Origin of the sequence: Microbacterium sp. WHRI 7836, from assembly GCF_040223885.2 — a bacterium.
Lineage (GTDB): Bacteria > Actinomycetota > Actinomycetes > Actinomycetales > Microbacteriaceae > Microbacterium > Microbacterium oxydans.
In genome coordinates, this window is sequence record NZ_CP168171.1 from 1904326 (window position 1) to 1925159 (window position 20834).

Below are 20834 nucleotides of genomic sequence, written 5' to 3' on the forward strand. Positions count from 1 at the left end.
GCGCGGAGAGGAACAGATGAGCACGGACGAGCACGCCACCCGGACCGTCGAGCGACTGCTCGAGGTGCTCGATCTCGATTCGACGCAGGCACGGACCACGGAGGACATCTTCACGGGTTCTTCGCACCCGATGCCGAGCGGACGGATCTACGGTGGCCAGGTCCTCGCTCAGGCGCTCCTGGCTGCCGAACGCACGCTCCCCGAGGATCGGGCTGCGCACTCGATGCACGGCTACTTCCTGCGCCCCGGCGACGCGAGCCAGGGCATCACGATCTCTGTGGACCGCATCCACGACGGACGTTCCTTCTCGACGCGCCGTGCCCAGGCGTACCAGAACGGTGTGCCGATCTTCTCGATGATCGCTTCCTTCCAGGACGCGGACCCCGGTGTCGAACATGCGGCATCGATGCCGGAGGGCATTCCCGCACCGGAAGACCTGGCTCCGGACGAGGCCCGCGTGCAGGGGCTCCCCGGCGGGACGGCCCGGATGCTGAGCGAGCGAGCAGCGGACATCCGTCACGTCGACTCGCCGTTATATCTGCCCAGTGACGACGAGCGCATACCGCAGCAGGCCGTGTGGATGCGCCTGCGGGCTCCGCTCCCCGACGACCCGCGTCTGCATCGCGCAGCCCTCGCCTACCTCAGCGACATGACGATCCAGGAGTCCATCCTTCGGGCGCACGGCGTGTACTGGGCGCTTCCCGGTCTCAAAGTCGCGAGCCTCGATCACGCGATGTGGTGGCACCGGCCCGCGCGGGTGGACGAGTGGCTCCTGTACGTGCAGGAGTCGCCGAACGCGCGCGGCGGACGGGGACTCGCCACCGGCCGGATCTTCACCCGAGACGGCGAGTTCGTGGCGAGCGTCGCGCAGGAGATCATGATCCGCTTCCCTGACGATCAGGACTGACGAGCAGCACTGACCAGCAGCGCTGAAGCGTCTGCCGGGTTTGACTGGCCCGACCGGCTTGAAGAGCTGGCAGCTTCGGTCGAGGCGCGCTGCGACCGGGACCGCGGCCGGTGTCAGCGGTGGGTGTACTCGATCGATTCGCCGACGTACGGCTCCCAGACGTCGCGCATCTCCTGGGTCAGGCGGGTCGGGCGACCGGTCTGCGCGTCGACCAGGACGATGATCGCCGTCGAGCGCGCGTAGATCTGACGAGGTTCCGCCGTCGGATCGTTGTGTACCTCGTAGCAGACCTCGACGCTGGATCCGCCGAGCTTGCCGAACCACATCTGCACCTCGAGCGGTCGCCGCTGATACGGCACCGGCGCGAGGTATTCGATCTCCTGGCGCGCGATCAGCGTGAGGATCCCCTCTTCGATGCCCGAATCGAGCACCGCCGTCGATGGAGCCTCCTCGCCGGGGCCCGCACGCCAGAACGCTCGCACGCGAGCCTCCTCGAGCAGTTTCAGCATCGAGGTGTTGTTGACGTGGTTGAACGCATCCAGATCGCCCCAGCGGAGCTGGATCGGGATGTGCAGGCGGGGCCCCGGCGTCGCGGTCATGACGGAGTCAGTCGCGCGTCAGCTTGCGGTGGGTCGAGCGGTGCGGCTTGGCGGCATCGGCTCCGAGACGCTCGATCTTGTTCTCCTCGTACGCCTCGAAGTTGCCCTCGAACCAATACCACTGGTCCGGCTTCTCGTCGGTTCCTTCGTAGGCGAGGATGTGCGTGGCGATGCGGTCGAGGAACCACCGGTCGTGGGTGATCACCACGGCGCAGCCGGGGAACTCGAGCAGCGCGTTCTCCAGCGAGCTCAGGGTCTCGACGTCGAGGTCGTTCGTGGGCTCGTCGAGAAGAAGCAGGTTGCCACCCTCCTTGAGGGTCAACGCCAGGTTGAGGCGGTTGCGCTCACCACCGGAGAGCACGCCGGCCTTCTTCTGCTGATCGGGGCCCTTGAAGCCGAACTTCGACACGTAGGCGCGCGACGGGATCTCGGTCTTGCCGACCGTGATGTAGTCGAGGCCGTCGGAGACGACCTCCCACAGCGTCTTGTTCGGGTCGATGTTGGAGCGGGACTGGTCGACGTAGCTGATCTTGACCGTCTCACCGATCTTCAGGTCTCCGCCGTCGAGCGGCTCGAGCCCGACGATGGTCTTGAACAGGGTGGTCTTTCCCACACCGTTCGGCCCGATGACGCCGACGATGCCGTTCGGCGGGAGGCTGAAGCTGAGTCCATCGATGAGCGAGCGCCCGTCGAAGCCCTTCTTCAGGTTCTTGGCCTCGATGACCACGCTTCCGAGACGCGGGCCCGCCGGAATCTGGATCTCCTCGAAGTCAAGCTTCCTGGTCCGCTCGGCCTCGGAAGCCATCTCCTCGTATCGGGCGAGACGCGCCTTCGACTTGGTCTGGCGACCCTTCGCGCTGGAACGCACCCACTCCAACTCCTCCTTGAGGCGCTTGGCGAGCTTGGCGTCCTTCTTGCCCTGGATCTCGAGGCGTTCGCCCTTCTTCTCCAGGTACGTCGAGTAGTTGCCCTCGTAGCCGATCAGACGGCCGCGGTCGACCTCGGCGATCCACTCGGCCACGTGGTCGAGGAAGTACCGGTCGTGGGTGATGGCGATGACGGCGCCCTTGTATGCCTGGAGGTGCTGCTCGAGCCAGAGCACGCTCTCGGCGTCGAGGTGGTTGGTCGGCTCGTCCAGCAGCAGCAGATCGGGCTTCTGGAGGAGCAGCTTCGCCAGCGCCACACGACGCTTCTCTCCACCCGACAGGGGTGCGATGGCCGCGTCTCCCGGAGGGGTGCGGAGGGCGTCCATGGCCTGCTCGAGCTGCGAGTCGAGGTCCCAACCGTCTGCCGCGTCGATCTCCTCCTGAAGCGAGCCCATCTCAGCGAGGAGAGCGTCGAAGTCGGCATCGGGATCCGCCATCAGAGCGGAGATCTCGTTGAACCGGTCGAGCTTGGCCTTGATCGCGATCCCGTCCTGGATGTTCTCCAGAACGGTCTTGGTCTCGTCGAGTTCAGGTTCCTGCATCAGGATGCCGACCGTGAAGCCCGGGGAGAGCTTCGCCTCGCCGTTCGACGGGGTGTCGAGTCCTGCCATGATCTTGAGGATGGTCGACTTACCCGCGCCGTTCGGACCGACCATGCCGATCTTGGCCCCGGGGAGGAACGCCATGGTCACGTCGTCGAGGATGAGCTTCTCGCCCACCGCCTTGCGCGCACGAACCATCGAGTAGATGTACTCAGCCACCGAAAACCGCTCCTTCTGTTGGCGTCGAAGATCGACACTCCAGCCTACCGGCCCCCTGGCATCTCACCAGTCGATCGGACGTGTGGTGCCGACGAGACAGCGCCCCTCCGCGAGCTGCGGGAGAACCGCCGTGACGACCTGACCGGTGGAAGGACCGACCTGGCCGACGAGGCACTCGTCATTGCCCCAGCGGACCGAGAACTGCAGACTCTCCGCCGGGTTGCCCACCGTGGTCAGGTCCTGGGTCACCTGCATCGAATCGCGATCGAATCCTGCGCCGATCAGCGCGTCGATGTATGCCCGACCTTCGCCGCGCTGCTCGGTCGCCCAAACGCCCTCCGCGGTAGCGGTGAACAGCGGCAGATTGTCGCCGGCGCTGCCATCCGGCACGAGAACGGGCCCGACGGGTGCCGTCGATTCCGCGTCCGGTGAGGCGGAGGCCGTGGCGGAGGGAGACGGTGCGGCGGTCGGCGTGCAGCCGGAGAGGAGCATGGCGACGACAGCGGCGGCGGCTAGTGCACCGGCTGTGCGCGGCGGAGGAAGGACCGATCGACGAAGCACGTGCCGAGTCTACGTCGCCTTCTCATCACACCTGCGCCGTCCTCGTGCCCCCGTTCACGCGCGCAGCCGTGCGCCGTCGCCGAGGCAGCGCCCGTCACGCGCTCCCGGCCACCTCTACGTCCGGTGCCGACCAGGAGAGTGCGAACGCGGATGAATCGCTCCCCGAGCCCAGCGCATCGACGTCATCCTCGGAGACACGCGTATCCGGTGATTCGGTCGACGTGTCGGGAGTACCCGTCTGCGGACGCGGCTGCGGGCGATACGCCGTGGTTCCCCACCGCAGATCATGGCCGATCGCATCTGCCTCGATGTCGACACTGGTGCCGTGCTTCCCGTTGCTCTCCCAGTTGCGGATCTTGAGACGCCCCGTCACGATGACGCTGTCTCCCGTGCGCAGCGACGCCTTGGCGTTCTCTCCGAGGTGGCGGAACGCCGCCACCGAGTACCAGTTGGTGCCCGAATCCGTCCACGTCTGCGTCGCGGCATCGAAGCGACGGTGCGTGGTGGCAAGGCGGAAGTTGGTGACAGGGACCCCTCCGCCTGTCTGTGTCTGCGCCGGGTCGGTGGCGACTCGTCCCACGATGGTCAGGGTGTCGATCATGTTCGTATCCTCTCGATCGCCGGGTCTCTTCCGGCTTTCTCCAGCTTGCGCGGGAGCCTCGGGCCGCGGATGCGGTGAAGACGCAACCGGTGGACAGATTGCAGATCGCGCGGACGGTGGAGAGAAAGCCCCGATGACAGCGACGGAACCTGCGACGGCGAATGTCGGTGGTCGGTCATATCTTCGAATCATGAAAGGAGTACCGATGTCCGACCACCTGACCACCTCCCTACCCGACGTCCCGTTCGCCACGCCTCGACTCTCCTCTGCGCGCGAGCATCTGGTCCGCGCTGCCGATCACCTCTGGAGGGTCCAGGATCGCCGGGAGCACATCCTGGGTCATCTCCGGATCGTCGCCGATCCGCTGGGGCTTCGGTACCGCGCCGAACGGCTGCACCTCGCGACGGGCGTGTTCCGCGTCGTCGGCGAGTTCTGGCGTGTGGACGACGCGGTCGCGGCTCTGCGTGCTTCCTGACGACGGCCAGGAGGCCGGTCCCCTTCCGCGTCTCTCACCGGGATTCGATGCTGCGTGGTGCCCCCGGCAGGATTCGAACCTGCGACCAAGAGATTAGAAGGCTCCTGCTCTATCCCCTGAGCTACGGAGGCGCACGCGTCTAGAGTATCGCGCTCCTGCCGAACGATCATGACGCCGGTTCCGGTCGGGGATGTCGGGACCGTCGATAGGATGGCGACATGGTATCTGCGTCCGAGAACGACCGTCTCGTATGGATCGACTGCGAGATGACGGGCCTCGATCTCGCAGTCGACGAACTCGTGGAGATTGCGGTCGTGATCACCGACTTCGAACTCAACCCCGTCGATGCGGGGTTCCAGGTGGTGATCAGAGCCAGCGAAGCGGCCCTCGATCACATGAATGACTTCGTCACGAACATGCACGAGACCTCGGGGCTCATCGACGAGATCGCAGGCGGTCTCTCGCTCGAAGAGGCGGAGGCGCAGACTCTCGCCTATATCAAGCGCTTCGTTCCGCTCGAGCGGAAGGCTCCTCTGGCAGGCAACACGATCGGCACGGACAGGATGTTCCTGGCAAAGTACATGCCCCAGGTCGATCAGTGGCTGCATTACCGCAACGTCGACGTGTCGAGCATCAAGGAGCTGTCGCGCCGCTGGTATCCGCGGGTGTTCTTCCAGGCTCCCCCGAAGGACGGCGGTCACCGCGCCCTTGCTGACATCCTGGAGTCGATCAGGGAGCTCCGCTACTACCGGGAGGCCGTGTTCGTCGATGAGCCGGGTCCGTCCAGCGACGAGGCTCGCGAGATCGCTTCGCGTACGGTGTCGGAGTTCACTCCGAACATGTAATAGACTCGTATGGTTGCCCGCTCCGGTGGGCACATGGTGGGTATAGCTCAGCTGGTAGAGCGCTGGCTTGTGGTGCCGGATGTCGCGGGTTCGAGTCCCGTTACTCACCCTCCAGAAGAAGGCCCGAATCGCAAGGTTCGGGCCTTCTTCGCATCTGTGCCTCGTATGATGCGCCCCCGCGAAGCCCTAGACTGACGACGTGTCGCTCGCGGTCTGGTTCTCGTTGCTGACCGCTTCCGTCGTCATCAGCTTCACGCCGGGGGCCGGCGCGATCAACACGATGTCGAATGCGATGAATCAGGGATGGCGTCGTTCCATCTGGGGCATCGTCGGGCAGCAGATCGCCCTGATCGTCCATGTGGCGGTCGTCGCCGCGGGAGTCGGGCTCCTCGTGTCCCGTTCGGAGCTTCTCTTCAACGGGATCCGCTACGCCGGAGCGGCCTACCTCGTGTTTCTCGGCGTCCGGCTGATCCTGACGAAGCCGACCGTGGCGGTCGAGGACGCACCCGTTCCGGTCGACTCCCGTGAGAGCCCGTGGTCGATGATCCGCCGCGGCTTCTGGGTGAACCTGCTCAATCCCAAGGCGATCGTGTTCTTCATTGCGTTCATCCCCCAATTCGTCAGACTGGATCAGCCCCCGCTCCCCCAGTACCTCACGCTCATCGCGACCGTGATCGTGGTGGACGTGATCGTGATGTGGGGGTTCTTCGCAGCAGCCGCGCGTCCGTTCCGTCGCCTCACGCGAACCGCGCGCGGACAGCGAGTGCTCAACACGGTCTTCGGCACGCTCTTCATAGCGGTCGCCGCGATTCTCGTTCTCCTCCACTGAGGGCTGTCGCCCCTAGGCTGGAGGGGATGGACATGGATGCGGCCGCCTTCGAAGAGCTCGTGATCGACGAGCTCGATCTGCTCCCCGACGACATGGTCGAAGGGCTCGACAACGTGGTGTTCGTGGTGGAGGACCGCCCGGAGGACGGCAGCCTCGATCTGCTCGGTCTCTATGACGGACTGGCGCTGACGGAGCGGACGCAGTACGGGATGGGCGAACTCCCCGATCGCATCGTCGTCTACCGCGAACCGCATCTTGCGCAGTGCGAGACGGAGCAAGAACTCCGCGACGAGATCCACACGACGTTGGTGCATGAGATCGCGCACTTCTACGGGATCGATGATGCGCAGCTGCACGAGTTGGGCTGGGCATGACGATGCCCACGGCAGTCCCCGATCTCGAGGAGACGATCGAACTCAGTGCCGCACCTCTGGAGCCGTGGCAGGTCGTCGTCTGGAATGATCCGGTGAACCTCATGAGCTACGTCGTCCGCGTCTTCCGGAAGTACTTCGGCTACTCGCTCGACCACGCGACAGCGCTCATGCTCGCGGTGCACAACGACGGGCACGCGATCGTGGCCACGGGTCCCCGGGAGACCATGGAGGTCCACGCGCAGGCGATGCACGACTACGGCCTCTGGGCGACGGTCAGAAGAGCCTCCCCATGACCTCAGACCGCATCACCGTCACGATCAGCGCCATCGAGGAGCATCACCTGGCGATGCTGCTCGACGACTTCATCGAGCTCATCGGTGAATCGCGGAACGGCGAGGACCCGGCCGTCGACCGCCTGGCGCCCAACCCGTATCCCGATGACCCCGACGCCGCTGCCGATTTCGCCGGGAGCACGCGGAAGGATCTGCTCGATCGGCGCCTCGCGGACGCGCGTCGCATGCGTGCTGCGCTTGAAGAGGTCTCTGCCCCCACTGCGGGCCTCACGGATGCAGAAGCGGTTCGCACTCGTGACCTCTCCATCACCCTGGGCGATCTGGAATCGTGGCTCCGCACCGTGACGGCCCTGCGCCTCGTGATCGCTGATCGTCTGGGGATCACGACGGACCAGCACGCGATGTCGGACAGACGTCACGACGTGTACGACTGGCTGGGCTATCGCCTGGAGCTTCTCATCCAGGCAGCAGACGAAGCCGAGTCGGGCGCGTAGTCAGGGAACCTCGACGATACGCGTCGCCAGGGAGCGAGGATCATCCCGCTCGATGTGACGGCGTTCCTGCGCGGCCCAGCGGTCCCAGTGCGGGCGATAGGTGTCCCCGTCGCGAGCGAGGGCGCGCGCCTTCCGCGAGGCTTCCCCCGACTCCACCCAGACTCTGACATCGGCGAGACCCGCCGTGGAGGGGCGAAGGATGCCGCTCCCCTCGATGATCATTCCGAGGGAGGGGTCGACGGCATGACTCTCCGCCTCGGACTGCTCTTCCCAATCCCAGCGGCGCCAGATGCCGATGTAGCCGCGTCCGTGCGGACCGAGGATCCACTCGCGGGCGCGCTCCGCGCCGCCGTCGAGTCCGTCCCACCCCGGATAGAGGGAATCCAGGGCGATGAGCTGCACGTGCCCGACCACGGGCCAACGTCTCACCAGCAATGCCGCGAGAGAGGACTTGCCGGCCCCGCTGCCGCCGTCGATGAGGACGACCGGGTTCGCCGCGGCCACGGCACGGACGTCCTGCTCGATCAGTGCCGCGGCGTGCTCCAGTGCAGCCGCGACCGGATCGTCACTTCTTGAGGGCACGGATGATGCGAGTGAGCGCCCGTCCGGCGACCCAGACGAAGGGGACAGCGACCACGAGCAGCGTGATGATGTTGGGCTCGAAGCGCAGACCCTCCTCGCGACGCACGTACACGCCGACCGGAACGGAGACGCCACCGCCGCCGCCACCCTCGCCGCCGTCGCCGCTGCCGCCACCGAAACCGGAGTACGTGAACGCCACCGGGGTGATACTCACTCCACCGACGTCCTGTGGTTCTCCGTATGCGCTCTTCACGCCGAAGGACGCAGCCTGCTTTCCGAGTTCCAGTGCAATGTTCGGCATACCCCCACGCTAGTCCAGGAACCGCGCCGGTGCGGGATCAATTCACGCCATGGGCCTTCGGATGCTGAGCGGCTCCCCGACCGTCTCCGCGACCTATGTGCCGCGCGCGACTGATCGTCGCCGTGCCGAACCGAGCGACGGCCTCGTCGACGGCCCCCTCGACTTTGCGCCAGTCCTCGTCTTCGTCCCAGAGAGCCAGGCCCCCGCCGCCGGCAGCACGCAGGTTCTCGGCGCGAACACCGACGAGCCGGACGGGGTCTCGCCGATCGATCAGCTCGAACAGCGACTGCGCGGCCTCGCCGATGCGTTGCCCCACCGCGGTGGGTTCGCTCAAGGTCTGGGAGCGGTTCACCGTGCGGAAGTCGTCGAAGCGGATCTTGACGGCGACGGTCGAGGTCTCCCACTCCGCGCGCCGGAGCCGAGCCGCGACCCGGTCGGCCAGCCGCAGCAGTTCGGCTCGCAGGAACGGACGGTCGAGGATGTCGTGGTCGAACGTCTCCTCGTGGCCGATGCTCTTCTCCACCCGCTCCGTGTGCACCGCTCGCGGGTCTTCCCCCCTCGCGAGTTCTCCGAGACGCATGCTGAGGGCCGTGCCCACGGCGCGTTCGACCATACCGGGGCGCGCATCGCGGACGTCCTGCACCGTGCGGATACCACGCGCCTCCAGAGCCTCCGCGGCTTTCGGACCGACGCCCCACATGGCCCGGACCGATCTCGGCGCCAGGAAGTCGAGGGTGTCCCTCGCTGCGACCACGAGCATCCCGTCGGGCTTGGCGATCGTCGAGGCCATCTTCGCGACGTGCTTGGTCGCCGCCACTCCCACGCTGCAGGTGATTCCCACCTCGTCGAGGACTCGTTGTCGGATGAGCTCGGCGATGCGTGCAGGGCTCCCCCAGAGTCGACGCACACCCTGCACATCGAGGAACGCCTCATCGACGGACAGCGGCTCGACCAGCGGGGTGAACGACTCGAAGATCGCCATGACCTGCCGGGAGACCTCCTGGTAGCGGTGGAAGTGCGGCGGGACGATGCGCGCGGTCGGGCACAGTCGAAGGGCCTGCGACACCGGCATCGCCGCCCGGACGCCGTAGCGTCTCGCCTCGTACGATGCGCTCGACACCACGGAACGCCCATCGGGAGCTCCGATGATCAGAGGCAGTCCGCGGAGGGAAGGATCGTCGAGCACCTCCACGGCGGCGTAGAACGCGTCCATGTCGACATGGAGAATCCGCGTGCCGGAGTCGTCGGCGTCGGGGGCGGATACGATCCGCCCCCGCCCGTCACCGTGTCCCATACGACCATTCTCCCCCGGGCCTCCGACACGAGGCCCGGGACGGCGCGCTACTGCGCAGCGCGCTCGAGAATGAGCTCACGGACACGGGCGGCGTCCGCCTGGCCCTTCATCGCCTTCATGACGGCCCCGATCACGGCGCCGGCGGCCTGCACCTTACCGTCCTTGATCTTGGCCATCACATCGGGCTGCGCTGCGAGGGCCTCATCGATGGCGGCGATCAGCGCTCCGTCGTCGGAGACGACCGCGAGCCCACGCGAGTCGACCACTTCCTGCGGCGAGCCCTCCCCGGCGATGACGCCCTCGAGCACCTGACGCGCGAGCTTGTCGGTCAGGGTTCCCGCATCGACGAGCTGCTGCAGAGCAGCCACGCTCTCCGGGCTGATCAGCTCGGTCGCGTCCTTCTCCTGGGAGTTCGCGATACGGGTGATCTCACCGGTCCACCACTTGCGCGCGGTCGCGGGGGTCGCCCCGGCGGCGATGGTCGCCTCGACGACCTCGAGCAGACCGCCGTTGCGGACGTCCTGGAACTCCAGGTCGGTGAATCCCCATTCGGTCATGAGGCGGCGGCGGCGAGCCACCGGCTGCTCCGGAAGCGCCTCGCGCAGTTCCTCGACCAGCTCGGCTGCCGGCTCCACGGGCAGCAGATCCGGTTCTGGGAAGTAGCGGTAATCGTCGGCATCCGACTTGGGCCGTCCCGGCGAGGTCGTGCCGGTGTCCTCGTGCCAGTGCCGGGTCTCCTGCGTGATGATGCCGCCGTCCGCGAGGATCTGCGCCTGACGCTGGATCTCGTATCGCACGGCACGCTCGACGGAGCGCATCGAGTTGACGTTCTTCGTCTCGGTGCGGGTGCCGAGCTTCTCCTGTCCACGCGGACGGAGCGAGACGTTGGCGTCGCAGCGCAGGTTGCCGCGCTCCAGACGAGCTTCGGAGATGCCGAGTCCCCGCACGATGTCGCGGATGGCCTGCACATAGGCCTTCGCGACCTCCGGCGCACGGTGGTCGGTGCCGAAGATCGTCTTCGTCACGATCTCGACCAGGGGCACGCCGGCGCGGTTGTAGTCGACGAGCGAGTACTCGGCGCCCTGGATGCGCCCGGTCGCACCGCCCATGTGGGTCAGCTTCCCGGCGTCCTCTTCCATGTGCGCGCGCTCGATGGGGATCGTGATGAGCGTCCCGTCCTCGAGCTCGACCTCCACCGAACCCTCGTACGCGATCGGCTCGTCGTACTGCGAGATCTGGTAGTTCTTGCCCAGGTCGGGGTAGAAGTAGTTCTTCCGCGCGAACCGGCTCGATTCGGCGATCGAGCAGCCGAGAGCCAGACCGAGACTGATCGAAGAGCGGATTGCCGTCTCGTTCACGACCGGAAGCGAGCCCGGGAGCCCGAGGTCGACCGGCGCGATGAGCGTGTTCGGCTCGGCGGCATGGAAGGCCTCGTTCGCCGGGTTCGGCGCATCAGAGAACATCTTGGTGTTGGTGTTCAGCTCGACGTGCACCTCGAATCCGAGGACCGGCTCGAACAGCTCGAGCGCCTTGTCGAAGTCCATGAGCTTGGCGGCGGCCATCAGCGCTTCCCTCCTGCGAGCTGCGGTGCACGGGTGAGCAACGGCGCACCCCACGAATCGACGAGGAGCGTCTCGAGCGCTGCGCCGACCTTGTAGAGACGAGCGTCCTCGCGCGCCGGCGCGATGAACTGGATGCCCACGGGGAGACCGTCTTCGTCCGACAGACCACTGGGGATGGAGATCCCCGGGACACCGGCCAGGTTCACCGGGATGGTGGTGATGTCGTTGAGGTACATCTGCAGCGGGTCGTCGATCTTCTCGCCGAGCTTGAACGCCGTGGTCGGCGCGGAGGGCGTCGCGATCACGTCGACCTCGGCGAACGCGTTCGCGAAGTCCTGCTGGATGAGCGTGCGAACCTTCTGGGCGCTGCCGTAGTAGGCATCGTAGTAACCCGCCGAGAGCGCGTACGTGCCGAGGATGATCCGGCGCTTGACCTCGTCGCCGAATCCGGCATCGCGCGTCGCGGACATGACGTCCTCGACCGTCGGGTTGCCGTCGGGGGTCACCCGCAGGCCGAAACGGACCGAGTCGAACTTCGCGAGGTTGCTCGACGCCTCCGCCGGGAGGATCAGGTAGTAGGCGGCGACGCCGTACTCGAAGTGCGGCGCGCCGATCTCGACGATCTCCGCGCCCTGGGCCTCCATCAGCGCGAGAGCGCTGCGGAAGGACGCGGCGACGCCGGGCTGGAAGCCGCTATCGGGAAGCTCGCGGATCACGCCGACCTTGAGCCCCTTGAGCACGTCACCGCGCGCGCCCTCACGGGCAGCCTCGGCGAACGAGGGCCACGCATCGCGCAGGGAGGTCGAGTCCTTGGGATCGTGGCCGCCGATCGCGTCGTGCAGCAGTCCGGAGTCGAGCACGGTGCGGGAGACCGGGCCGACCTGGTCGAGGCTCGAGGCGAGGGCGATCGCGCCGTAGCGGCTCACACCGCCGTAGGTGGGCTTGACGCCGACCGTGCCGGTCACGTGCGCGGGCTGACGGATCGAGCCGCCCGTGTCGGAACCGAGCGCGAGCGGCGCTTCGAACGCGGCGACGGCCGCAGCCGAGCCACCACCGGAACCGCCCGGGATGCGATCGAGGTCCCAGGGGTTGTGCGTGGGGCCGTATGCCGAGTGCTCGGTGGACGACCCCATCGCGAACTCGTCCATGTTGGTCTTGCCGAGCGGGATCAGTCCCGCGGCGCGCGAGCGTGCGACCACCGTCGCGTCATACGGCGAACGGTAGCCCTCCAGGATGCGCGAGCCACTCGTGGTGGGCTGGTCCGTCGTGACGAGGACGTCCTTGATCGCGAGAGGGACTCCCGCGAGCGGGCCCAGCTCTTCACCCGCCGCACGACGGGCATCGATGGCTGCAGCCGCCTCGATCGCCCCTTCGTTGACGTGCAGGAACGCGTGGACGTCGCCGTCCACCGCGGCGATGCGGTCGAGATGAGCGCGGGTGGCCTCGACACTGGAGACCTCGCCGGAAGCGAGCTTCGCGGCGAGATCCGCCGCGTCCAGACGGATGATGTCGGTCACTGCTCTTCTCCCAGGATCGCGGTCACACGGAATCGGCCGTCGGCGGCATCCGGGGCGTTCTGAAGCACCTGCTCGTGCGTGAGCGTCTGCCCGACCACGTCGGGGCGGAAGACGTTGCTCAACGGGATGGGGTGACTCGTCGCTGCCACGTCGGCGGTCGCGACCTCCGACACCTTGGCGATGTTGTCGACGATCGCGTCGAGCTGGCCCGTGAGCCGCGACACCTCGTCGTCGTTCAGCTGGATGCGTGCGAGCACACCGAGGTGGCGCACGAGTTCAGGGGTGATTTCAGACACTCCTCCAGTCTAGTTGGAGCACCCGTCACTCCTCTTCCCTGCACGGCCGTCGACATATGCTGGGCGGGTGAGCACGTTCCAGCCCCCGCGCCCGTGGACCGCCAGCTACGCCGCAGGCGTCCCGGAAGACCTGCCTCCCGTCGACGGATCGCTCGTCGACATCGTCGCCGCCTCGGCACGCGACTATCCGGATGCTCCCGCCCTGCAGTTCTTCGGCCGCGAGACGACGTACGCCGAGCTGCAGGCCGCCATCGACCGGGCGGCGACGGGCCTGCGAGACCTCGGCGTCCGCGCCGGCGACCCTGTGGCCATCGTGCTCCCCAACTGTCCGCAGCACATCGTGGCGTTCTACGCCGTGCTCCGACTCGGCGCGGTCGTGGTCGAGCACAACCCGCTGTACACGCCGCGCGAGCTCCGCAAGCAGTTCGAGGACCACGGCGCGAAGCATGCGATCGTGTGGAACAAGGTCGTCTCCACGGTGCAGGAGTTCCCCGCCGACCTGGCGGTGACGAACCTCGTCTCCGTCGACGTGACCCGCGCGATGCCCTTCCTCACCCGCTTCGCCCTGCGTCTGCCCGTCGCCAAGGCCAGGGAGTCCCGCGCAGCGCTCACCGAGAAGGTCCGCGGCACGGTGCTCTGGGACTCGTTGATCGCCGCAGACCCGATTCCGTCGTCGCACCCGACGCCCGCAGCAGACGACCTGGCGATCATCCAGTACACCTCAGGCACCACCGGGACGCCGAAGGGTGCCGCGCTCACACACCGCAACCTCCTCGCCAATGCTGCGCAGTCGCAGGCCTGGGTGCCGTCGATCCAGCGCGGCAAGGGATGCGTCGTGTACGCGGTGCTGCCGATGTTCCACGCATACGGCCTCACGCTCTGTCTGACGTTCGCGATGTCGATGGGCGCGCGACTCGTGCTCTTCCCGAAGTTCGATCCCGATCTGGTTCTCGACGTCGTGAAGAAGCATCCCGCGACGTTCCTCCCGCTCGTGCCACCGATCGCCGACCGCCTTCTGAGCGCTGCCAAGGCCAAGGGTGTGTCGCTCGACGGCATCGAGGTCGCGATCTCCGGGGCCATGGCACTGCCCCACGAGCTGGTGGTGCCCTTCGAGGAGGCGACCAACGGCTACCTCGTCGAGGGCTACGGCCTGAGCGAGTGCTCGCCCGTACTCATGGCGAACCCCGTCGCCGACAACCGCGTGCCCGGCACCGTCGGACTTCCGCTGCCCGGAACGGAATGCCGGGTGGTCGACCCGGAGAACCCCACGGACGACGTGCCTGCAGGAGCGGCGGGAGAACTCGTGGTTCGCGGACCGCAGGTCTTCTCCGGGTACTACGGCAAGCCGGAGGAGACGGAGGCCGTGTTCGTCGACGGGTGGTACCGCACGGGCGACATCGTCACGATCGACGAGGCCGGCTTCGTGCGCATCGTCGACCGCATCAAGGAGCTCATCATCACCGGCGGCTTCAACGTCGCCCCCACCGAGGTCGAGAATGCGCTGCGCCAGCACCCGCAGGTGGTCGACGCTGCGGTCATCGGACTTCCGAGCGAGCACTCGGGCGAGGAGGTCGTGGCCGCGATCGTCGTCGATCCGGAGAGCGAGGTCGACGTGGAGGCCATCCGCGAGTTCGCGCGCAGCATCCTGACGCCCTACAAGGTCCCCAGGAGGATCTTCGTGGTCGACGAACTCCCAAAGTCGCTCATCGGCAAGGTGCTCCGTCGGCAGGTCAAGGAGAAGCTGGTCGCCCTGAACACCGGCTCCTGAGGACGCCCTCACAGGCGGCGAGACGTTCGGCGCGCTACCCTTGGGAAGTGACCCCTGAAGATGCAGTGCTGACCGACGCCCCCGAGGACTCCCCCGCGACCCCCGGATTCGAGGAACTCGGAATCACCGGGCCCGTCCTCAAAGCCATCAAGGACCTCGGCTACGAGACCCCGTCGCCCATCCAGGCGGCCACTATCCCTACCCTCCTCGCCGGGCGCGACGTCGTCGGCATGGCGCAGACCGGAACCGGCAAGACCGCGGCATTCGCGCTGCCCGTGCTCGAGCGTCTCGATGTCGCGCAGAAGACGCCGCAGGCGCTCGTGCTGGCTCCGACCCGTGAGCTCGCCCTCCAGGTGTGCGAGGCGTTCGAGTCGTACGCGTCCAAGATGAAGGGTGTTCACGTCCTCCCCGTCTACGGCGGACAGGGCTACGGCGTGCAGCTCTCGGCTCTGCGCCGCGGGGTGCATGTCATCGTCGGGACACCGGGCCGCATCATGGATCACCTCGCCAAGGGCACACTCGACCTGTCGCAGCTGCAGTACCTCGTGCTCGACGAGGCCGACGAGATGCTGAAGATGGGCTTCGCCGAGGATGTGGAGCAGATCCTCGCGCAGACACCCGAGGAGAAGCAGGTCGCGCTGTTCTCCGCCACGATGCCGCCGCAGATCCGCCGCCTCGCGCAGAAGTACCTGCGTGAGCCGGAAGAGATCAGCATCAAGTCGAAGACCGCGACGGGCACGAACATCACTCAGCGGTACCTCGTGGTCTCGTACGCGCAGAAGGTCGACGCGCTGACCCGCATCCTCGAAGTCGAGAACTTCGACGGCATGATCGTCTTCGTCCGCACCAAGAACGAGACCGAGACGCTCGCCGAGAAGCTCCGCGCCCGCGGCTACTCAGCCGCAGCCATCAACGGCGACGTGCCTCAGGTGCAGCGCGAGCGCAGCGTCAACCAGCTCAAGGACGGAAAGCTCGACATCCTCGTCGCGACCGACGTGGCCGCGCGCGGGCTCGACGTCGAGCGCATCAGCCACGTCGTGAACTTCGACATCCCCACGGACACCGAGTCCTACGTGCACCGCATCGGTCGCACCGGGCGCGCGGGACGAACGGGCGACGCGATCAGCTTCATCACCCCGCGCGAGCGCTACCTGCTCAAGCACATCGAGAAGGCGACCCGACAGCAGCCCACTCAGATGCAGCTGCCGAGCACGGAGGACGTGAACACCACCCGGTTGACCCGGTTCGACGATGCCATCACCACCGCTCTCTCGGAGACCGGGCGCATCGACGCGTTCCGCGACATCATCGCGCACTACGTCCGTCATCATGATGTGCCGGAGAGCGACGTCGCCGCGGCGCTGGCCGTGGTCGCGCAGGGAGACAAGCCTCTGCTCCTCGATCCCGCCAACGATGCGCTCACCAGGGCCGTCGAGGCGGACAATCGGCCGCAGCGGGAGCGCCCCGCTCGTGACGCGCGCGAGCTTCGGGGCGAACGCCGCAGCCGTGGCGACTACACCGCCTATCGCATCGAGGTCGGCAGGCGTCACCGTGTCGAGCCGCGCCAGATCGTCGGCGCCCTCGCCAACGAGGGCGGCCTGGGCCGTGACGACTTCGGGGCGATCAACATCCGCCCCGACTTCTCCACCGTCGAGCTCCCGTCGAACATGGATCCCGCCGTGCTCGACAAGCTCCGCGACACCCGCATCTCGGGTCGCCTCATCGAGATCAAGCCCGACCGCGGTCCTGGCGCTCGACGTAGCGGCCCTCGCGAGGATCGTCCCTCCGGCGGTCGCGGTGACCGTTTCGATCGTCGTGACCGTGACGAGCGCCCTGCGCGCGAAAGCCGGGACGAGAAGCCCTTCCGCAAGCCGCGCCACAAGAACTGACGGCGGGTCGCGCGCGGCGGTGTCTAGTCGCTTCCGCGCGCGAGCCGTGCGGCGACGGCGATCAGCGGCTCTGGATGTGCCAGAAGGGCCCGTTGCTCCGGGTGCGAGATCAGGTGAGCGATCAGTCGGTGCGCTCCCGTGACGGTCGGGGTCCAGTAACCTCCGACGTGATGACGGCTCAGCGGGACGGTGTGCGTCTCTCCTTCGACGACGAGCTTCGCGGAACCGTCATCGGGATCGATCCCGGGATCGCTCAGCATCAGGGCGGTCAACGCTCCGAGCAGCACAGTGCCCGTGAGACCGGGGAGGCGGAAGTTCGTCGTCGGAACGTCGAGTTCGATGTGCTCGAGTCCCGTCCACGGCACTATTCCGCGATTCTCGACTCCGTCGCGGATGATCACGGCCTCGGGCATCAGCCGCAGGTGGTTCCGACCGGGATCACCGACAGCCAACGCCTCGGGGACGACGATCAGCCGACCGTAGCGTCTCACGCCCCTTCGCCCGCGGGAGGGAGCGCGTCCGGTCCCTCCGTCACCAGGATGTGGAACTGCGCCGCATCGAGGATCCGGAGACCGAGCTCCTCCGCCTTGGCGAGCTTGGACCCCGCGCCGGGGCCGGCGGCCACGAAGTCCGTCTTCTTCGACACGCTCGACGCCGCCTTTCCTCCCGCGTTGATGATGGCTTCCTGCGCACCCTCACGCGTGTAGCCGTCGAGCGAGCCGGTGGCGACCACCGTCAGCCCTTCGAGCACTCCCCCTGCGGCGACGGCAGCGCCGGGACCGGGGTGACCTGGTGTCTTCCACTGCACCCCCGCATCCGCCCACTGCTCCACGATCTCTTTGTGCCAGTCGACCTCGAACCAGGCCAGGAGCGAGTCGGCGATGATGCCGCCCACGCCCTCCACGGCAGCCAACTCGTCGCGCGTAGCCGTGCGGATCGCGTCGAGTGAGCCGAACCACTGCGCGAGCGCCCTCGCAGCGACAGGTCCGACGTGGCGGATGTTCAAGGACACGAGCAGACGCCACAGCTCCTTCTTCTTCGCCTTCTCGAGCTCGGCGAGGAGAGTGAGCGCCTGGGACGAGGGCTGCGGACCCTCGAGGCCGGACTTCTTCTCGGCCGCAGTCGGGTTCCGTCGGAACGGGGCGCGCGTCTTGACGATCCCGTCCTCGTCCTCCTTGGGAAGCCCCGTCTCCGCGTCGCGGACCACCAGCTCGATGGGGACGAGCTGGTCGAGCGTGAGGGCGAAGAGGCCGGCCTCGGTCTCGAGCGGCGGCACCGCGGGAGACGTCGGCTGTGTCAGAGCGGCGGCGGTGACCTCGCCGAGGGCCTCGACATCGAGGGCACCGCGGGAGCCGATGTGCTCGACACGTCCGCGCACCTGCGCCGGACACGAACGCGCGTTCGGACACCGCAGATCGATGTCGCCCTCCTTCATCGCCCGAAGCGGAGTGCCGCACTCCGGGCACTCCAGGGGCATCACGAACTCGCGTTCCGTGCCGTCGCGCTTCTCGACGACCGGACCGAGGACTTCGGGGATGACGTCGCCGGCTTTGCGCAGCACGACCGTGTCTCCGATCAGCACGCCCTTCGCCTTCACGACGTCCTTGTTGTGCAGAGTCGCCTGCCGGACGACAGACCCCGCGACCTGCGCAGAAGCCATCACCGCGAAGGGCGTCGCGCGGCCGGTGCGGCCGACCGACACCACGATGTCGAGGAGCTTCGTCTGCACCTCTTCCGGCGGGTACTTGTACGCGATCGCCCAGCGCGGTGCCCGGCTGGTCGCGCCGAGCTCGTCATGAAGCTCGAGCTCGTCGACCTTCACCACGATGCCGTCGAGCTCGTGCTCGATGTCGTGGCGGTGTTCACCGAAGTACTCCACGAACGTGACAACCTCATCGATCGTGTGGCACACCCTGGTGTGCGGGCTCGTCGGCAGCCCCCACTCGGCCAGCAGATCGTAGACCTCGCTCTGCGCCGCGACGGGAGGGTTCGACCATGCGCCGACGCCGTGCACGTAGAGCGCGAGCGACTCGATGCGCAGCAGGCCGGCTTCGAGTTCGAGGCCGTTCTTCTTGTCGATCTGCTGACGCAGGCCGCCGCTCGCCGCGTTGCGGGGATTGGCGAACGCGGGGAATCGGCGCGCGGCGGCGGTGCGAGCCTTCTCCTCGTCGAAGGGCTTCTTCGCTCCGCCCCGCGCCTCCCAGCGCTCGAGCGCATCGGCGTAGGCGCGATCGCGGAACGCCGCCTGGGCCGCGTTGAGCCGTTCGAACGCGGCGACGGGGATGAAGACCTCCCCGCGCACCTCCACGATGGCCGGGTGGCCCTCACCGCTCAGTCGATACGGGATCTCGGGCAGCCGAAGCGCGTTCTCCGTGACGATCTCCCCCACGCGTCCGTCGCCCCTGGTCGCAGCAGAAGTGAGCACGCCGTTCTCATAGCGGAGATTGATGGCGAGGCCGTCGATCTTCAGCTCGGTGAGCCAGGCGACATCGCGTCCGGCGGCGGCCTTCGTCTTCGCGGCCCATTCCCGCAGCTCGTCGATGGAGAAGACGTTGTCGAGGCTGAGCATGCGCTCCGCGTGCTCGATGGTCGCGAGGCCCGTCGCCTCAGCCGCCCCCACCATCTGTGTGGGCGAGTCCTGCCCCTGCAACTCGGGATGCAGACGCTCGAGCTCTTCGAGTCGGCGCATCCAGCCGTCGTAGGTGGAATCGTCGACGATCGAGGTGTCGCGGCCGTAGTAGGCCTCCTTCGCATCGAGGATGCGCGTGGTCAGCTCCTCGGCTTCGGTTCGGGCGTCTTCCAACGAGATGTTCTCCGGCACCCCGTCAGTCTACGAGCGGGTGCGGACACCGGAGGAGGCTACGCGCCGACAGGGACCGCGGACACCGTGGTGTCGATCGTGAACTGTCCGAGCACCCGCGTCCCGATGTAGAGCACGGCGGTCTGTCCCGGCGCGACGCCGTCCAACGCGACCTCGGGCGTCACGCGCACGCCGCCTTCGGAGATCTCGGCCCTCGCAGGGACGGGCTCGGCGTGCGCTCGGATCTGCACGTGGCACTCGAACGAGGACTCCGTGGGTGCGGCACCGGCCCAGCTGAACCGCTCTCCGGCGATCTCGGCGATCGCGAGGGCCTCCTTGGGGCCGACGACCACCGTGTTCGACACCGGTCGCACCTCGAGGACGAAGCGCGGCTTGCCGTCTGCCGCGGGAACGCCGAGCTTGAGCCCGCGTCGCTGTCCGACGGTGAAGGCATGCGCGCCCTCGTGCGATCCGACGACCTCGCCCGCACGATCGACGATCTCGCCGGTGGTCGTGCCGACCTTCTCGGCGAGCCAGCCGCGCGTGTCCCCATCGGGAATGAAGCAGATGTCGTGGCTGTCCGGCTTCTGCGCGACGCTCAGGCCGCGTGCTTCGGCCTCTGCGCGGACGATGGCCTTCGTGGGCGTCGTGCCGAGCGGGAAGTAGGTGTGCGCCAGCTGTTCGGCCGTGAGGACGCCGAGCACATAGGACTGGTCCTTGGCGTTGTCCGACGCCCGGTGCAGCTCGAGGCCGTCCTCGCCGTCGACCAGAGTGGCGTAATGCCCCGTGCACACCGCGTCGAAGCCCAACTCGATCGCACGCTCCAGAAGGGCGGCGAACTTGATCTTCTCGTTGCAGCGCATGCAGGGATTCGGGGTGCGGCCTGCCTGGTACTCCGAGATGAAGTCCTCGATCACATCGTCTCGGAACCGCTCGGAGAAATCCCAGACGTAGAACGGGATGCCGAGCACGTCGGCTGCACGACGCGCGTCGAGGGCATCCTCGATCGTGCAGCATCCTCGACTGCCGGTGCGCAGTGTTCCGCCCGCCCGGGAGAGCGCGAGATGCACGCCGACCACGTCGTGCCCCGCCTCCACGGCCCTGGCTGCCGCGACGGCGGAGTCGACTCCACCGCTCATCGCCGCAAGGATCCGCATACG

At 67.4% G+C, this 20834-nt stretch carries 22 protein-coding genes and 2 tRNA genes; 10 read left to right on the plus strand and 14 right to left on the minus strand.

Annotated features, from left to right (window positions below; translation table 11 throughout):
* Window positions 1-16 precede the first annotated feature (16 nt).
* Entirely contained in the window at window positions 17-907 is an 891-nt protein-coding gene (locus ABRP18_RS09130; protein WP_349884521.1) for an acyl-CoA thioesterase II, read from the plus strand.
* 113 nt (window positions 908-1020) lie between these two features.
* On the opposite strand, the gene ABRP18_RS09135 is transcribed toward ABRP18_RS09130, so the two are convergent.
* From ABRP18_RS09135 to ABRP18_RS09150, 4 genes are all read right to left on the minus strand, one after another.
* Window positions 1021-1506 carry a thioesterase family protein gene (locus ABRP18_RS09135; RefSeq protein ID WP_046747037.1) on the minus strand — a complete coding sequence of 162 codons (486 nt, stop codon included), beginning with the start codon at window positions 1504-1506 and terminating at the stop codon, window positions 1021-1023.
* 7 nt (window positions 1507-1513) lie between these two features.
* On the minus strand, window positions 1514-3193 hold the full coding sequence (gene ettA, locus ABRP18_RS09140; protein WP_046747038.1) for an energy-dependent translational throttle protein EttA: 1680 nt from the start codon (window positions 3191-3193) through the stop codon (window positions 1514-1516).
* 63 nt (window positions 3194-3256) lie between these two features.
* Window positions 3257-3754 carry a hypothetical protein gene (locus tag ABRP18_RS09145; protein WP_058631141.1) on the minus strand — a complete coding sequence of 166 codons (498 nt, stop codon included), beginning with the start codon at window positions 3752-3754 and terminating at the stop codon, window positions 3257-3259.
* Window positions 3755-3848: 94 nt separating this feature from the next.
* Complete coding sequence (locus ABRP18_RS09150; RefSeq protein ID WP_179516019.1) at window positions 3849-4355, minus strand: single-stranded DNA-binding protein; 507 nt, start codon at window positions 4353-4355, stop codon at window positions 3849-3851.
* A gap of 205 nt (window positions 4356-4560) precedes the next feature.
* Here ABRP18_RS09150 and ABRP18_RS09155 point away from each other — a divergent pair, with 205 nt between their 5' ends.
* Complete coding sequence (locus ABRP18_RS09155; protein ID WP_052748636.1) at window positions 4561-4830, plus strand: hypothetical protein; 270 nt, start codon at window positions 4561-4563, stop codon at window positions 4828-4830.
* A 55-nt stretch (window positions 4831-4885) separates the two neighbouring features.
* On the opposite strand, the gene ABRP18_RS09160 is transcribed toward ABRP18_RS09155, so the two are convergent.
* A tRNA-Arg gene (locus tag ABRP18_RS09160) sits at window positions 4886-4961 on the minus strand.
* An 87-nt stretch (window positions 4962-5048) separates the two neighbouring features.
* On the opposite strand from ABRP18_RS09160, the gene orn reads away from it, so the two are divergent.
* The 6 genes from orn (at window position 5049) to ABRP18_RS09190 (ending at window position 7665) form a co-directional block, all read left to right on the plus strand.
* Window positions 5049-5675: an oligoribonuclease gene (orn, locus tag ABRP18_RS09165; RefSeq protein WP_113681940.1), complete on the plus strand. Its 627-nt coding sequence runs from the start codon at window positions 5049-5051 to the stop codon at window positions 5673-5675.
* Window positions 5676-5710: 35 nt separating this feature from the next.
* Window positions 5711-5785: transfer RNA gene (locus tag ABRP18_RS09170), tRNA-His, on the plus strand.
* An 89-nt stretch (window positions 5786-5874) separates the two neighbouring features.
* Entirely contained in the window at window positions 5875-6504 is a 630-nt protein-coding gene (locus tag ABRP18_RS09175) for a LysE family transporter (RefSeq protein WP_349884522.1), read from the plus strand.
* Window positions 6505-6530: 26 nt separating this feature from the next.
* Window positions 6531-6878 (plus strand): metallopeptidase family protein, encoded by a 348-nt coding sequence (locus ABRP18_RS09180; RefSeq protein WP_046747043.1) that lies wholly within the window; start codon window positions 6531-6533, stop codon window positions 6876-6878.
* A complete protein-coding gene (gene clpS, locus ABRP18_RS09185; RefSeq protein WP_046747044.1) occupies window positions 6875-7171 on the plus strand; it encodes an ATP-dependent Clp protease adapter ClpS in 297 nt (98 codons plus the stop codon). The genes ABRP18_RS09180 and clpS overlap by 4 nt, the downstream gene beginning before the upstream one ends.
* On the plus strand, window positions 7168-7665 hold the full coding sequence (locus ABRP18_RS09190) for a DUF2017 family protein (RefSeq protein ID WP_193761796.1): 498 nt from the start codon (window positions 7168-7170) through the stop codon (window positions 7663-7665). The genes clpS and ABRP18_RS09190 overlap by 4 nt, the downstream gene beginning before the upstream one ends.
* Here ABRP18_RS09190 and ABRP18_RS09195 read toward each other — a convergent pair whose 3' ends face one another.
* The 6 genes from ABRP18_RS09195 to gatC are packed head-to-tail and all read right to left on the minus strand — an operon-like array spanning window position 7666 to window position 13217.
* Complete coding sequence (locus ABRP18_RS09195; RefSeq protein WP_082738362.1) at window positions 7666-8247, minus strand: hypothetical protein; 582 nt, start codon at window positions 8245-8247, stop codon at window positions 7666-7668.
* Entirely contained in the window at window positions 8231-8548 is a 318-nt protein-coding gene (locus tag ABRP18_RS09200) for a hypothetical protein (protein WP_046747046.1), read from the minus strand. Before ABRP18_RS09200 ends, ABRP18_RS09195 begins: the two co-directional genes overlap by 17 nt.
* Before the next feature lie 37 nt (window positions 8549-8585).
* On the minus strand, window positions 8586-9842 hold the full coding sequence (dinB, locus tag ABRP18_RS09205; RefSeq protein ID WP_349884523.1) for a DNA polymerase IV: 1257 nt from the start codon (window positions 9840-9842) through the stop codon (window positions 8586-8588).
* Between the two features lie 47 nt (window positions 9843-9889).
* Window positions 9890-11404, minus strand: coding sequence for an Asp-tRNA(Asn)/Glu-tRNA(Gln) amidotransferase subunit GatB (gene gatB / locus ABRP18_RS09210; protein WP_349884524.1), 1515 nt, complete (start codon window positions 11402-11404; stop codon window positions 9890-9892).
* Window positions 11404-12921, minus strand: coding sequence for an Asp-tRNA(Asn)/Glu-tRNA(Gln) amidotransferase subunit GatA (gene gatA, locus ABRP18_RS09215; RefSeq protein ID WP_141369791.1), 1518 nt, complete (start codon window positions 12919-12921; stop codon window positions 11404-11406). The genes gatB and gatA overlap by 1 nt, the downstream gene beginning before the upstream one ends.
* A complete protein-coding gene (gene gatC / locus ABRP18_RS09220; RefSeq protein WP_026049703.1) occupies window positions 12918-13217 on the minus strand; it encodes an Asp-tRNA(Asn)/Glu-tRNA(Gln) amidotransferase subunit GatC in 300 nt (99 codons plus the stop codon). Before gatC ends, gatA begins: the two co-directional genes overlap by 4 nt.
* A 67-nt stretch (window positions 13218-13284) precedes the next feature.
* Between gatC and ABRP18_RS09225 the strand changes: the two genes are divergently transcribed.
* Both ABRP18_RS09225 and ABRP18_RS09230 read left to right on the plus strand, forming a co-directional pair.
* Window positions 13285-14985, plus strand: coding sequence for a long-chain-fatty-acid--CoA ligase (locus ABRP18_RS09225; RefSeq protein ID WP_349884525.1), 1701 nt, complete (start codon window positions 13285-13287; stop codon window positions 14983-14985).
* 47 nt (window positions 14986-15032) lie between these two features.
* A complete protein-coding gene (locus ABRP18_RS09230; RefSeq protein WP_374168937.1) occupies window positions 15033-16874 on the plus strand; it encodes a DEAD/DEAH box helicase in 1842 nt (613 codons plus the stop codon).
* A gap of 23 nt (window positions 16875-16897) precedes the next feature.
* On the opposite strand, the gene ABRP18_RS09235 is transcribed toward ABRP18_RS09230, so the two are convergent.
* From ABRP18_RS09235 to mnmA, 3 genes are read right to left on the minus strand one after another with little or no spacing between them, the layout of a single operon-like run.
* Window positions 16898-17365: a hypothetical protein gene (locus ABRP18_RS09235; RefSeq protein ID WP_349884526.1), complete on the minus strand. Its 468-nt coding sequence runs from the start codon at window positions 17363-17365 to the stop codon at window positions 16898-16900.
* The gene (ligA, locus tag ABRP18_RS09240; protein WP_349884527.1) at window positions 17362-19695 is read right to left on the minus strand and encodes an NAD-dependent DNA ligase LigA; all 2334 of its coding nucleotides are present in this window, start codon (window positions 19693-19695) and stop codon (window positions 17362-17364) included. The genes ABRP18_RS09235 and ligA overlap by 4 nt, the downstream gene beginning before the upstream one ends.
* A 38-nt stretch (window positions 19696-19733) precedes the next feature.
* Window positions 19734-20831 (minus strand): tRNA 2-thiouridine(34) synthase MnmA, encoded by a 1098-nt coding sequence (mnmA, locus tag ABRP18_RS09245; RefSeq protein WP_349884528.1) that lies wholly within the window; start codon window positions 20829-20831, stop codon window positions 19734-19736.
* Window positions 20832-20834 lie beyond the last annotated feature (3 nt).